Annotated in this window: 14 protein-coding genes, 4 tRNA genes and 1 pseudogene; 12 read left to right on the top strand and 7 right to left on the bottom strand. The window is 54.7% G+C overall.

All coding sequences use genetic code 11. The features are described 5' to 3' along the window. Together HMPREF2541_RS06915 and rnr are read right to left on the bottom strand one after the other, a co-directional pair. A pseudogene (locus tag HMPREF2541_RS06915) lies at positions 1-100 on the bottom strand (IS1595 family transposase); the annotation flags it as partial. 87 nt (positions 101-187) lie between these two features. Then, the gene (gene rnr / locus HMPREF2541_RS06910; RefSeq protein WP_070542526.1) at positions 188-2,566 is read right to left on the bottom strand and encodes a ribonuclease R; all 2,379 of its coding nucleotides are present in this window, start codon (positions 2,564-2,566) and stop codon (positions 188-190) included. Between the two features lie 91 nt (positions 2,567-2,657). Here rnr and HMPREF2541_RS06905 point away from each other — a divergent pair. Together HMPREF2541_RS06905 and HMPREF2541_RS06900 are read left to right on the top strand one after the other, a co-directional pair. Continuing rightward, positions 2,658-2,744: transfer RNA gene (locus tag HMPREF2541_RS06905), tRNA-Leu, on the top strand. 37 nt (positions 2,745-2,781) lie between these two features. Next, a tRNA-Leu gene (locus HMPREF2541_RS06900) sits at positions 2,782-2,868 on the top strand. A gap of 558 nt (positions 2,869-3,426) precedes the next feature. Here HMPREF2541_RS06900 and ubiE read toward each other — a convergent pair. From ubiE to HMPREF2541_RS06870, 5 genes are read right to left on the bottom strand one after another with little or no spacing between them, the layout of a single operon-like run. Further along, positions 3,427-4,164, bottom strand: a complete 738-nt coding sequence (ubiE, locus tag HMPREF2541_RS06890; protein WP_049258180.1) for a bifunctional demethylmenaquinone methyltransferase/2-methoxy-6-polyprenyl-1,4-benzoquinol methylase UbiE — start codon at positions 4,162-4,164, stop codon at positions 3,427-3,429. A gap of 30 nt (positions 4,165-4,194) precedes the next feature. After that, a complete protein-coding gene (locus HMPREF2541_RS06885; RefSeq protein WP_049258181.1) occupies positions 4,195-4,551 on the bottom strand; it encodes a hypothetical protein in 357 nt (118 codons plus the stop codon). A gap of 29 nt (positions 4,552-4,580) precedes the next feature. After that, entirely contained in the window at positions 4,581-4,955 is a 375-nt protein-coding gene (locus tag HMPREF2541_RS06880) for a hypothetical protein (RefSeq protein ID WP_003823024.1), read from the bottom strand. Then, positions 4,943-5,344 carry a gamma-butyrobetaine hydroxylase family protein gene (locus tag HMPREF2541_RS06875; protein WP_003823023.1) on the bottom strand — a complete coding sequence of 134 codons (402 nt, stop codon included), beginning with the start codon at positions 5,342-5,344 and terminating at the stop codon, positions 4,943-4,945. Before HMPREF2541_RS06875 ends, HMPREF2541_RS06880 begins: the two co-directional genes overlap by 13 nt. Positions 5,345-5,370: 26 nt before the next feature. After that, positions 5,371-5,907, bottom strand: a complete 537-nt coding sequence (locus tag HMPREF2541_RS06870; RefSeq protein ID WP_070542520.1) for a GNAT family N-acetyltransferase — start codon at positions 5,905-5,907, stop codon at positions 5,371-5,373. A gap of 21 nt (positions 5,908-5,928) precedes the next feature. Here HMPREF2541_RS06870 and HMPREF2541_RS06865 point away from each other — a divergent pair, with 21 nt between their 5' ends. From HMPREF2541_RS06865 to HMPREF2541_RS06820, 10 genes are all read left to right on the top strand, one after another. Continuing rightward, positions 5,929-6,447 carry a hypothetical protein gene (locus HMPREF2541_RS06865; RefSeq protein ID WP_141744213.1) on the top strand — a complete coding sequence of 173 codons (519 nt, stop codon included), beginning with the start codon at positions 5,929-5,931 and terminating at the stop codon, positions 6,445-6,447. A 10-nt stretch (positions 6,448-6,457) separates the two neighbouring features. Continuing rightward, the gene (gene nadE, locus HMPREF2541_RS06860; RefSeq protein WP_064086881.1) at positions 6,458-7,258 is read left to right on the top strand and encodes an NAD(+) synthase; all 801 of its coding nucleotides are present in this window, start codon (positions 6,458-6,460) and stop codon (positions 7,256-7,258) included. A 2-nt stretch (positions 7,259-7,260) separates the two neighbouring features. Continuing rightward, complete coding sequence (locus HMPREF2541_RS06855; RefSeq protein WP_070542541.1) at positions 7,261-7,959, top strand: YggS family pyridoxal phosphate-dependent enzyme; 699 nt, start codon at positions 7,261-7,263, stop codon at positions 7,957-7,959. A 164-nt stretch (positions 7,960-8,123) separates the two neighbouring features. Continuing rightward, positions 8,124-8,612, top strand: a complete 489-nt coding sequence (locus HMPREF2541_RS06850) for an SMI1/KNR4 family protein (protein WP_141744212.1) — start codon at positions 8,124-8,126, stop codon at positions 8,610-8,612. Positions 8,613-8,713: 101 nt separating this feature from the next. Beyond that, positions 8,714-9,508 carry a pyrroline-5-carboxylate reductase gene (gene proC / locus HMPREF2541_RS06845; protein ID WP_049258186.1) on the top strand — a complete coding sequence of 265 codons (795 nt, stop codon included), beginning with the start codon at positions 8,714-8,716 and terminating at the stop codon, positions 9,506-9,508. A 6-nt stretch (positions 9,509-9,514) separates the two neighbouring features. Next, a complete protein-coding gene (locus HMPREF2541_RS06840; protein WP_064086879.1) occupies positions 9,515-10,075 on the top strand; it encodes a YggT family protein in 561 nt (186 codons plus the stop codon). Positions 10,076-10,167: 92 nt separating this feature from the next. Beyond that, positions 10,168-10,584 (top strand): RNA polymerase-binding protein DksA, encoded by a 417-nt coding sequence (gene dksA, locus HMPREF2541_RS06835; RefSeq protein ID WP_003823010.1) that lies wholly within the window; start codon positions 10,168-10,170, stop codon positions 10,582-10,584. 166 nt (positions 10,585-10,750) lie between these two features. Further along, a tRNA-Met gene (locus tag HMPREF2541_RS06830) sits at positions 10,751-10,827 on the top strand. Positions 10,828-10,831: 4 nt separating this feature from the next. After that, positions 10,832-10,907 (top strand) — tRNA-Ala (locus tag HMPREF2541_RS06825). A 396-nt stretch (positions 10,908-11,303) separates the two neighbouring features. Then, positions 11,304-12,074 (top strand): PhnD/SsuA/transferrin family substrate-binding protein, encoded by a 771-nt coding sequence (locus HMPREF2541_RS06820; protein ID WP_070542516.1) that lies wholly within the window; start codon positions 11,304-11,306, stop codon positions 12,072-12,074. Positions 12,075-12,084: the final 10 nt, after the last annotated feature.

Below are 12,084 nucleotides of genomic sequence, written 5' to 3'. Positions count from 1 at the left end.
CCAAAATATCGGCGGCAGAACGGGCGGTAACTTCCAGCACAAAAAAACGGAGCAGTTCTTTCTGTACTTTTTTCCTTAATTTGCAGTGCGTTATCTTCATATTTAGAGGGTAACATATCTGCTAATCTAGTACAGCCCCATCCGTTTTCAGGTAGCCTGTTTATTTTTAGGTAGCCTCTTTCAAAGCTTAGCCGCTTTTTTTGCGAGTGCGGGGCTTGCGTTTGGCTTTGGGCTGGACGGCCTGAGCTGGCTGGCTGCTTTTGCGGCTGCGGGTTTTCTTGGCCGGAGCAACGGGGGCTTTGGCCTTGCTTTTGGCAGCAGGTTTGCCGGCGGGAGCTTGGCTACGGGTTCTGCCTTTTGCTGTGGCAGTTTTCCCTTTGGCTGCGGGTTTTTTGCCTTTGCCGGGCAGGCTGCCGCCGCTGATGAGCATGAGGTCGATTTTGCGGGTATCCAAGTCGGCACGGGCTACCTGAACCACAACTTTGTCGCCCATGCTGAAACGCAAGCCGCTGCGTTCGCCTTCGATGCTCATGGTTTCGGCGCGATAGTTGAAGTAGTCTTCGCCCAGTTCGCTGATGTGGACGAGGCCTTCAATGTGGATGTCGTCGAGAGTAACGAACAGGCCGAAGCCGGCCATGCCGCTGACGGTGCCGCTGAATATTTCGCCCACTTTGTCTTGCATGTAGTAGGTTTTGAGCCAGTTTTCCACGTCGCGGCTGGCTTCGTCGGCACGGCGCTCGCATTGCGAGCTGTGGATGCCCAGCGCGCTCCAGTTTTCGGCGGGGTTGTAGCGGCTACCTGAAAGCACGGCTTTGATGGCACGGTGCACGAGGAGGTCGGGGTAGCGGCGGATGGGGGAGGTGAAGTGGGTGTAGGCGGGGTAGGCAAGGCCGAAGTGGCCGCTGTTATCCGGCTCGTACATGGCCTGCTGCATGGAGCGCAGGAGCATCACTTGAATCAGCTCGCGGTCGGGGCGCTCGGCAGTTTGGGCGAAAAGTGCGGCATAATCCAGCGGGGTGGGTTTGTCGCCACCGCCGAGGGTAAGGCCGAGCAGGCCGAGCTGCTCGCGCAGGGTAGCGAGCTTTTCCGGAGTGGGGCCGGAGTGGTTGCGGAATAGGGCGGGATGCTGGTGTTTCAGCAGGAATTCGGCAGCGCACACGTTGGCGGCGAGCATGCATTCTTCAATCAGGCGATGGGCTTCGTTGCGTACCACGGGCACGATGCGTTTGATTTTGCCCTGTTTGTCGAAAATCATCTCGGTTTCGGTGGTTTCAAACTCCATCGCGCCGCGCTGGTGGCGTTTTTTGAGCAGAATTTGATAGAGTTTGTAGAGGGTGTCGATGTGCGGCTTGAGCGGGTTGTCGCTGCCGTTTTCAATCCAATCCCACACTTGGGTGTAGGTGAGGCGGGCCTGGGAGCGCATCACGGCGGGGTAGAAACGGTAGGATTTAAGGTTGCCGGCGTAGGTGAAGACTATGTCGCACACCATGCACAGGCGGTCTACATCGGGGTTGAGCGAGCAGATGCCGTTGGAGAGACTTTCGGGCAACATGGGAATCACGCGGCGCGGAAAATACACGCTGGTGGCGCGATCCAGCGCGTCGGCGTCGATTGCGTCTTGAGGCTTCACATAGTGGCTCACATCGGCAATGGCCACCACCAGGCGGAAATTGCGGCCTTGTTTTTCGGCATACACGGCATCGTCGAAATCGCGTGAGCTTTCGCCGTCTATCGTTACCAGTGGCAAATCGCGCAAGTCTTCACGGCCTTTGAGGTCGGTTTTGCGCACGGCAGAAGGGATCTTCGCGGCGGCTTTTTCGCAGGCGGTGGAGAATTGGTGCGGCAGGTGATGCTGGCGCACGGCAATTTCAATTTCCATGCCGCTGTCGGCATAGTTACCCAACACTTCCACCACGCTGGCCACGGCGGGGCGGTGCGCGTCGGGGTAGGCATCGATTTGAGCCACCACCACTTGGCCGGGCTTGGCCTTGCCCACTGAATCGGGTTCGAGCAGGATGCTGTCGGGCAGGCGGCTGTCTTCGGGCGAGAGCATGGCGATGCCGCGCTCTATCATGAGCCGGCCGACAACGGTTTTCTGCGCGCGTTCGATCACATCGAGCACTTGGCCTTCGCGGCGGCCGCGCCGATCGGTGCCGGCCGGGCGCACGGTTACCGTGTCGCCGTGCATCAGGCCGCGCATCTGGCGGGCGGGCAGCACGAAGTCGCCCTGGCCGTCGGGCGTGAGCGGTACGGCAAAACCGAAGCCGTCTTTATGTGCTTCAACGCGGCATTTCACCAGCGCGAGTTTTTCGGCAGCGCACACCATGCCGCGCCGGTTGATGAGGATTTGCCCGTCGCGCGCCATCGCGGTCAGGCGGCGTTCGAAAAAGGGCATTTCATGCTCGGCGATATCGAGCAGGATAGCCAAAGATTCAGTTTTCAGCGGCACGCCCCGATCTTCCAGCATTTCGGTAATCCATTCGCGGCTGGGCAGGGGGTGTTCGTAGCGTTGTGTTTCCCGCTGCAGATAAGGGTCTTGCAGTCGGAGCGAGGTTTTCTTCTTCATATATAAATTGACAAGTGGAAAATTGGCGCTATAATGCGCGTTTCTTGCATAAAGAGCAATGCACTTTACCGCAAAGTTCGATTAAAGCAAAGCCCAGGTGGCGGAATTGGTAGACGCGCCAGCTTCAGGTGCTGGTATCCTCACGGGTGTGGAAGTTCGAGTCTTCTCCTGGGCACCACAACTTGCTTTAATTGAAACTGAAATGGAAATTGCTCGCCCAGGTGGCGGAATTGGTAGACGCGCCAGCTTCAGGTGCTGGTATCCTCACGGGTGTGGAAGTTCGAGTCTTCTCCTGGGCACCAAAGAATCAATAACATCCCGCATGGTTTGAACCTTGCGGGATTTGTTTTGTGCGTATGGATATGAGCCAACAAGCGGAAGGCTACCTGAAAAGCGTGGGCTTTGTGGAAAATAACTCTATATCTGAGGTGAAGTATGCAACAAACCTATTTATTCCCAATCCTGTTCATTGTTTATATTATACAAGTTAATATTCATTTAATTTTAAGCTATAAAATATTCAAACAGGAAAAAGCTATTTCTGGATTTGGTGATTTTATGTTGAAATCTGCTTCACTCTATCCTTTAATGTTTAAAATATTGCTGGGTAAGAGAAATAGCTCGCCCCTTGCGAAGCTGTATAGAATTAATTTCTTTTCAGCATTGACTATATTCGTGCTTATGCTAATGATATTTATAGTTGAATTGGTAGGGTAGGCAATTGATTGTTTATGTGTGCAATACCAAGCCTCTTTATTGGTTTTGTTATTGATGGTTTTTAGTCATCCTTATTTCTATTTTGCAAAAGGCTACCTGAATATTTTCAGGTAGCCTTTTGCTTTACAAACTACAAGCAGCAATCAGAATTTTACGCCTTTGTGCAGAGCCACTATGCCGGCACTCATGTTGTGGTAGTCCACGCTGTCGAAGCCGGCGTCGAGCATCATTTGTTTGAGGGTTTCCTGGTCGGGATGCATGCGGATGGATTCGGCCAGGTATTGATAGCTGTCGGCATCTTTGGCGATGAGTTTGCCCATCAGCGGCAGGAGCTTGAAGGAATAGAGGTCGTAGGCTGGAGCAAGCGGCTTGGCCACTTTGGAAAACTCCAGCACCAAGAGTGTGCCGCCGGGCTTGAGCACGCGGTACATTTCTTTGAGGGCAGCGTCTTTATGCGTCATGTTGCGCAGGCCGAAGGATACGGAAACGAGATCGAAATAGTTATCCGGGAAGGGCAGTTTTTCGGCATCGCATACTGCCACGGGCAGGAGCAGGCCTTCGTTGAGCAGGCGGTCGCGGCCCACGCTGAGCATGGAGGAGTTGATGTCGGTGAGCCAAACTTCGCCGTCTTTGCCCACGCGTTTGGCCCAACCGCGCGAGAGGTCGCCTGTGCCACCGGCGATGTCGAGCACTTTACCGCCTTTGGGCACGCGGGCGGTGGTGAGGGTGAAGTGTTTCCACACGCGATGCAGGCCGCCGGACATCACATCGTTCATGATGTCGTATTTTTTGGCGACGGAGTGGAATACTTCGGCCACTTTGGCGGCTTTTTCGCTTTCGTTTACGGTGCGGTAGCCGAAATGGGTTTGCTTGTCGGTCATTATGGTGCTTTCAGGTAGCCTTTGGGCGGGTTACATCAGGTTTTGGTTGGCGGCGCAGCTTTGCAGGCCGGCCACCAGTTTTTGGAAGATTTCCTGGTTTTGGTCGTTGGGGGACAGGCCGGCACGAATCAGGTCGCGTTTCCACTTTTCGCGGTCGGTGTATTGGGCGGAAGCGGTGTCGTAGGCGCAATGGCAGAGCTTGGAGGCTTCTGCTTGGCTCAGTTGGCGTTTGAAGGCTTGCGGATCGAGTGCGCCTTTGGCACAACCTTCGATAAAGCCGTCTTTGGCTTCTTGCTCGGTTACGTTGCTGGCGGCTTTATTGGCAATAAAGTCGCAGCCGGCCAGGAGCAAGAAGCTTAAGGCGATTAGGGCGGGTTTGGTAGACATAAAGTGCTTTCAGGTAGCCTGCAGAAGGGTTATAGCTGGCCTTTGGAGAAGCGGTCGATACAGGTGGTCATGGCGGCTTGGATTTTGGCTTCCAGCTCTTTGTTGTTTTGGTTCAGGCCGTAGCGGATGAGGTCTTTCTTCCACTCTTCGGAGCTGCTGTAGGTGGAGGCGGCTTGGTCGTAGGTGCAGCCGCACAGTTTGGTGGCTGCTTCGTTATTGATTGAGCCTTTGGAGGATTCGACGGCAGATTTGGCGCAGTTGGTAACGAATTCGCTGCGGGCTTTTTGGTCGTCGATTTGCCCGGCGGCGTTGTCGGCAACTTTGTCGGCAACTTTATCGCAGCCGGCCAGCAGCAAAACGGAGGCGGCGATGAGGGCGGGGAGTGTGCGGCTTAATGCGGACATTTCTTTCCTTTCGGGATAGCAAGGGTTTGTTCGGTAGGTTCGCGGGAGGCGCCGGCTTCTTCGAGGCGGCGCAGGTAATCGGGCCACATTGTAGCGTATCCGCTTGCCAATTCATACAGGTAGCCCCAGCTGTAGAGGCCGCTGTCGTGGCCGTCGGAGAAGGTGATTTTGAGGGCGTAGTTGCCGGCAGGCTGCAGGTCGGTGATGCTGATGCCGGCTTTGCCGGCTTGCAGTTTGGCCTGCCCGTGGCCATGGCCGCGCACTTCGGCGCTGGGGGAATACACGCGCAGGTATTCGGCGGGCAGGGTGTATTCGGCATCAGGGTAAACTAATACGAGGCCTTGGCGGCCGGCTTGCAGGCGGATTTGTTGCGGAGGTTGATGGAGCATGGGGTTCCTTTGCTGTGTGATAGAGGCTACCTGAAAATGGGGGTGGCGGCTAATGCGTATAGCATGGCGGTGTGGGTTTCGCCGGTGAGCTTGGAAAAGAAGTGCTCTATGGTTTGCCGGTGGCGGAAGCCGCGTTTTTCCAGCACTTTTTGTGAGGGGATGTTTTCTTGATAAGCGCCGGCCAATAGGCGGGTTAGCCTTAGTTTTTCAAAAGAATAGGCAATCATGGCTTGCAGGGCTTCGGTGGCATAGCCTTTGCCCCAGAAGCTTTCGCCCAGCCAATAGCCTATTTCGGCTTCGCCTGCGGCCAGTAGCAAATTGCTGTCGTTTGGGAAGAGGAGGCCGATGCTGCCGATGAGTTGATGGTCGGCCAGACAGATGGCGAAGGAATGGGGCTTAAACAGGATATGTTCGATAATTTCTCGGCTTTCTGCCACGCTTTTATGCGGCAGCCAGCCGCACATGACGCCTATCTTGGGATTTTGGGCTTGCGCGTAGAGCGCGGCAGCGTCGGCGAGTGTCCATGGGCGGAGGATAAGGCGGGTGGTGCGGAGGGTTTCCATTGCTTGCTTTCGGTTTGAGCGGTGCAGAAATCTGCGGCGTTCATTGTTATTACGCTGAGGCTTTGGTTTTCAGGTAGCCTCTGCGGAATTTTAGCAGATTGCCGGGCAGGGGCTTGCTATTTGGCTTTTGGGCGGATTGGCGATATATTATCCGCTGCCGTGCAACCGAGCGAAGGATGGCAAATGGGCGAGATAGAATTGTTGGCACACATCATCAAATGGCGCGATGAGTTTTCGGTCGATGTTCGGGTGCTGAAGATTGATGCGGATATTTTTGTGCGCCCGAGTTCGATTAGGATTCTGCTCAGCCTGCTGCTGCGGGAAGGCTACCTGAAAAATAGCGATAACGATGAAGTGGTGCTCGAAATGGAGCTAAACCGGGCAACTTTGCAAGGCAGGGTGGATGTGAGCGATTCGCTGGGGCGATATTATTATTTGGAAGAGAATGAAAAGATTGCCGATGAAGCCTGCCTAGCTTCCTTGAAAACGTATATCCAACAAGCTGCCAATGAGTTATGCGTTGGCGGCTCATCAAAATAGGAAAAACATGATGCAAACCCAAGCTGTTATCCGACACATCAGCCGCTGGCTGGCCGATTATGCCGTGCGCGCGGGCGCGAAAGGTTTTGTGGTGGGCATTTCCGGCGGGGTGGATTCCGCCGTGGTGTCTGCCCTGTGTGCGCACAGCGGGCTGGACGTGTTGTGCGTAGTGCTGCCCATCCGCCAACAGGCCGATCAGTTGCAGCGGGCCAACGAACACATCGCCGACTTGCAGCACCGTTTTATCAACGTGCGCAGCCAAACGCTGGATTTAACCCCCACTTTCGAGCAGTTCGAGCGCAGTGTGGCCGACACTGCTGCCGCCAATAAAAACCTGGCCATGGCCAACACCCGTTCCCGCCTGCGCATGGCCGCGCTGTATTACTACGGCCAAATCAACGGTCTGCTGGTGGCGGGCACGGGCAATAAGGTGGAAGATTTCGGCGTGGGCTTTTTCACCAAATACGGCGACGGCGGCGTGGATTTAAGCCCCATCGGCGATTTGCTCAAAACCCAGGTATACACCCTGGCCGAAGCCTTGGCGGTGCTGCCCGCCATCCGCCAAGCCGCACCTACCGACGGGCTGTGGGACGAAGAGCGCACCGACGAGCAGCAGATGGGCGCGAGCTATCCCGAGCTGGAATGGGCGATGGCGCAAAGCGAAGCCGGCCGCCGCGCAGAAGAATTTTTCGGCCGCGAGCGCGAAGTGTTCGAGATTTACCAACGCCTGCACCGTGCCACGCTGCACAAAATCCAGCCTATCCCCGTGTGCAAAATTCCCAGCGAATTATTTGATGAAAAGGAAAAATGATGATGAGAGTGCTAACCATGAACCTGCACGCCGTGCGCGCCCGTATTTGGGCTGCCGCCGAAGCGGCAGGCCGCCCCGAGCCTGAACTGATTGCGGTGAGCAAAACCTTTCCCGCCGCCGATGTTCGCCTGTTGTGCCAGAAAAGTGCGCAGCGCGATTTCGGCGAAAATTATCTGCAGGAATTTGAAGAGAAAAGCAGCGAGCTGGCCGATATTCCCGACATCTGCTGGCACATCATCGGCCATATCCAATCCAACAAAAGCCGCATTGCCGCCGAACGCGCCCATTGGGTACACACCGTCGACCGTGAAAAAATTGCCCGCCGCCTGAGTGATCAGCGGCCGGAAACTATACCGCCGCTGCAAGTGCTGATTGAAGTGAACATTGGCGGTGAAGACGTAAAACACGGTGTGCCGCCGCAAGAGGAAACGTTGAGCGAACTGGCTTTTCAGGTAGCCTCTCTGCCCAGGCTGAAACTGCGCGGCCTGATGTGCGTGGCGCGGCTGGGCAGCAGCGAAGAAGAGTTGCGCCAGCAGTTTGGCCGCATGAACGAATTGCTGCAATTTCTGCAGGCGCAGGGGCTGGATGTGGACGTGCTCTCCATGGGCATGTCGGACGATTTGGAAACTGCCGTTGCCTGCGGCGCTACCCATGTGCGTATCGGCAGTGCTATTTTCGGGCAGCGGGATTATGGCGAATAAAGGTTTCAGGTAGCCTTTTGCTGCTAGGGGAGGCTACCTGAAAAATGTGCCGTACTGTGTGAAGATTCTGTATTTAATTCGTTGAAGCCGAAGCTTTCAGGTAGCCTATGGTTTCCAAAGCCAGCTTGACAAACATGTTTACCCCACTTTCTGCAGAACAAATTATGGCTAAGCTGCCCAAGCGTGCAGTTGCGGTTAAGCGTTTGGACAAACTGCCGCCTTTGCCTGCAGCGTATTTGTCTTTTTTGCAGCAATGCGAAAGCGTGGAAATCACGCCCGATATCCGGCTTTGGGATTACCCGACCGCGCTTGGCGAAAACCGCCGCCTGGGCAGCGACTATCCCGATGTGGCTGCGCGGTATTGGCTGATCGGCGATGCGGGGCAGGGCGATACCTGGTTCATCGGCAAAGAGAGTGGGAACATTTTGTTTTATGACCACGATCAAGGCGAATACGATGAAGCCGATGCACGGTTTGCCGATATGGGCATCGGATTCATTCCCTTCCTGCAAACGACCTTCCTCTTTCAAGAGCTTGAAGGGCTGTTCGAAACGCAACCGGAACCCGGCCAGCCGATACGGGATGCTTTCAAAACCCGGATGGATACCATTGCACCGGGTTTGTATGAGCAATATCCGTTTGCATATTGGTAGGTAACAGGCTACCTGAAAAGATGCAGATAGGTTTTCAGGTAGCCTGTCGGTAGGTAGATGAGGCTACCTGAAACTTTCCAACCACCACATAAGGAAACATCATGACCATCTATTTTCTCGGCGCAGGCAATATGGCCTCTGCCATTATCGCCGGCATGAGCTGCGCCGGCGGGTTCGATATCTGTGCCATCGACTACAGTGCCGACAAGCTGGCCACGCTTGCGCAGCAATACGGCATTGTCACTGCTGCAGAACTGCCGCCGCTGAATGAGGACGACGTATTGGTGTTGGCGGTGAAGCCGCAAGATATGCAGGCGGCGCTGCAAAAGGTACAAACGGGCGGCGCGCTGGTGTTGTCGATTGCCGCTGGGCTGCCATGCGCGGCTTTGAGCCGCTGGTTGGGCGGTACGCGCCGCATTGTACGCATTATGCCGAACACGCCGGCGCAAGTGGGGCAGGGTGTGGCCGGCTTGTTTGCCGACAGCGGCGCATCCGCTGCCGACCGGGAATTGGCCGACCGTATCATGCGCGCCAGCGGGCAAACTCTGTGGCTGGATAGTGAAGACGGCCTGCACCGCATCACCGGTATCAGCGGCAGCGGTCCGGCCTATGTGTTCTACCTGCTTGAAGCGCTGCAAAACGCTGCAAGGCAGCAGGGTTTCAATGCGGAAGAAGCACGGCAGCTCAGTTTGGCTACTTTCCAAGGTGCGGTGCGGCTGGCTGAGCAGAGCGGAGAAGAGTTTTCCGATTTGCGGCAAAAAGTTACCTCCAAAGGCGGCACCACTTATGCTGCGCTGCAAAGCTTTGAGGCACACGGCGTGGCCGATGCGATTGGCGCGGGCGTGGCCGCCTGTGTGGCGCGTTCGCAGGAATTGGCTGAGCAGTTGGCGGAATAGGGCGGTATGTTTAATCAATTTGTCGCCCTGCTCGCCGATGCGCTGGCCATGCTTCTGTTGGCACGCTGCCTGCTGCAATACGGCCGTTTGAATTATATGCATCCGTTGGCGCAGTTTTGCTGCCGCAGCAGCGACTGGCTGGTGAAGCCGCTGCGCCGCCTGCTGCCGCCCTTGGGCGGTTTGGACAGTGCCTGTATTTTGGCGGCCTGGCTGCTGTATGCGGTGTTATATTTGTTGTTGTCGCTCATCAATCTGCCGGCAGGGATGTTCGGCTGGCAGATCGCGGCAGCTGATGTGTTGCTTGCTGCGCTCGCCCTGACGCGTTCGGCGGCTTATGTGTTGCTTGGCGGTTTGTTGTGGCGCATGGTGCTGTCTTTATCACAGGCGTATTCGCCGCTGGTGGCAGTGCTCAACCGTGTGTATGAGCCGCTGTGCCGCCCGTTTGCCTTTTTGCGTATTGGCCGCTGGGATTTTTCAGGTAGCCTGTTGGCACTTTTGCTGTGGGGTTGGATTAGCTGGGGGCTGCCGGCAATTATCATGCATTTGAATTTTTTGCTCTTGCCATAAGCTGGCGGCTGTTTTATATTCCGCCTTTTTATAAAAGAAGCAGCCGCTGGCGGGAAGGGGCGGTTGGTAGAATTTCACAAAAAGGATAACTCATGGCAAAACTAACCGAGCAAGACATCATCAACTGGAAAGGCCCGGAAGAGGAGTATATGAATGCCGATCAGCTGGCTTTCTTCCGTGAGTTGCTGGTTAAGCTGCAAGATGAGCTGATTCAAAAGGCGGCCGACACCACCGGCCATCTGCAAAACCATGAAGCTGCTCCCGATCCGGCCGATCGTGCCACGCAGGAAGAAGAATATGCGCTGGAGTTGCGCACCCGCGACCGTGAGCGCAAATTGCTGAATAAAATCCAGGCCTCGCTACGTCAGATTGATGAAGGCGAATACGGCTATTGTGTTGATACCGGCGAGCCCATCGGCCTCAAACGCCTGCTTGCCCGCCCTACCGCTACTTTATCGGTGGAAGCGCAAGAGCGGCGCGAGCGCATGAAGAAACAGTTTGCGGATTGATGCTTCAAACCAACAGGCCGGAGAGTGGAAATGCCGGCCTGTTTGGATTGTGCAAAAGCAGCGTGAAAATTAGTTATCTATATAAATCAGGCTGTAGCAAAAAAAGTGTGTTTTGGGGTTTGACAGAATTTAAGAAAGCCGTATAATGCGCGCTTTCTGAATGAGCGGCGAATTAGCTCAGCTGGTTAGAGCAGAGGAATCATAATCCTTGTGTCCGGGGTTCGAGTCCCTGATTCGCCACCAAATTGGGGGTATAGCTCAGTTGGTAGAGCGCTTGCATGGCATGCAAGAGGTCAGCGGTTCGATCCCGCTTACCTCCACCAAATTTCAAAGAGTCGGCTAAAACAGCCGGCTCTTTTTGCATTTTCAGGTAGCCTTTGTATGTTGTGTGGTGTATAAGCACTAGATGCGGCTGCGAACATTCAATATTGGCAGCAAACCCTTGCCTGATGCCGCTTCTCTCAAATCCATGCCAAGCAAAAAATCACCTATATAGGTGGTTTTTTATTGTAGGTAAAGGTGGTAAGATAATTACATTAGAACGATAATGACTCTTTTCGCCCCTGCTGTTTTGGGGATAAGGGTAGGGCGCTTGGAATGCAGTTGATGTTTGAATTTCTAAGTTTTCAGGTAGCCTCAATCCAATCTTGAAACACAAACACACATTCTCATTTGTTGTAAATACAGGAATTACCCAGCAAAAACAAGGAAAAAGTTTTATGGTGCAACAAGCTGGAATCAACTTTGTGGTGGCGCCGGACTACCTGCCCGACCACTTCAGCCATTGGTATCTACTCAGCAGTCATTTGCAGCGCGAAACCGAACTCTCCATCCATTTGCATCTGCCTGCTAATGCTGCAGAAATACAGGAGTTAGCCGAGGGCGGTAAAATGGATATGCTCTATGCCAATGCTTTTGATGCCGTGGCACTGATTAAAGACAAAGGCTATTTGCCGCTGGTGTGTTTGAAAGATAAATTCGATGAAGCCGTAGTGGCCGTATCCGCCGAATCAGAGTATCAAAAAATAGAAGATTTGCCGGTTGATGCGTTGATTAAAACCGGCCCCAATCCTGATATCCGTTGTCTTGGCCTGCGTTTGTTGAAACAGGCTGGGTTGGATGTGGAACAGCTTAAAATCGAAGAAGCCGCCACCTTCCCTCAGGCAGCTTCCGCCCTGATTAGAGGCCAAGCACAGGCCGGTTTCTTTCCGGCCAGCACCTATGCCCACATGAGCAAGCGTACGCTTGAGCAACTGCGCGTGTTGCAGGAAAGCAGTTTTGCCGCCGTAACGCATATGGTGGTGTTGCATCTCGATTTTGCCGAGCAGCAAGAAGCCCTGCGGCAGGCATTTGCCGAGATGGCCGACAAACCCACCGGCAAAACTACGTTGGAAGCATTGGATTTGCCTGCCGGTTTCGCCACCCTCACCCAAGAAGCCGCCGAACAGATGGTGGCCGATGCCGAAGAAAACGGCAAACAGGATGATTGAGCGCGGCCAC

Source organism: Eikenella sp. HMSC061C02 (assembly GCF_001809035.1).
Taxonomy (GTDB): Bacteria; Pseudomonadota; Gammaproteobacteria; order Burkholderiales; family Neisseriaceae; genus Eikenella; species Eikenella corrodens.
The sequence above is the reverse complement of the archived record's forward strand: the minus strand, read 5'-3'. Positions and strand labels throughout refer to the sequence as shown.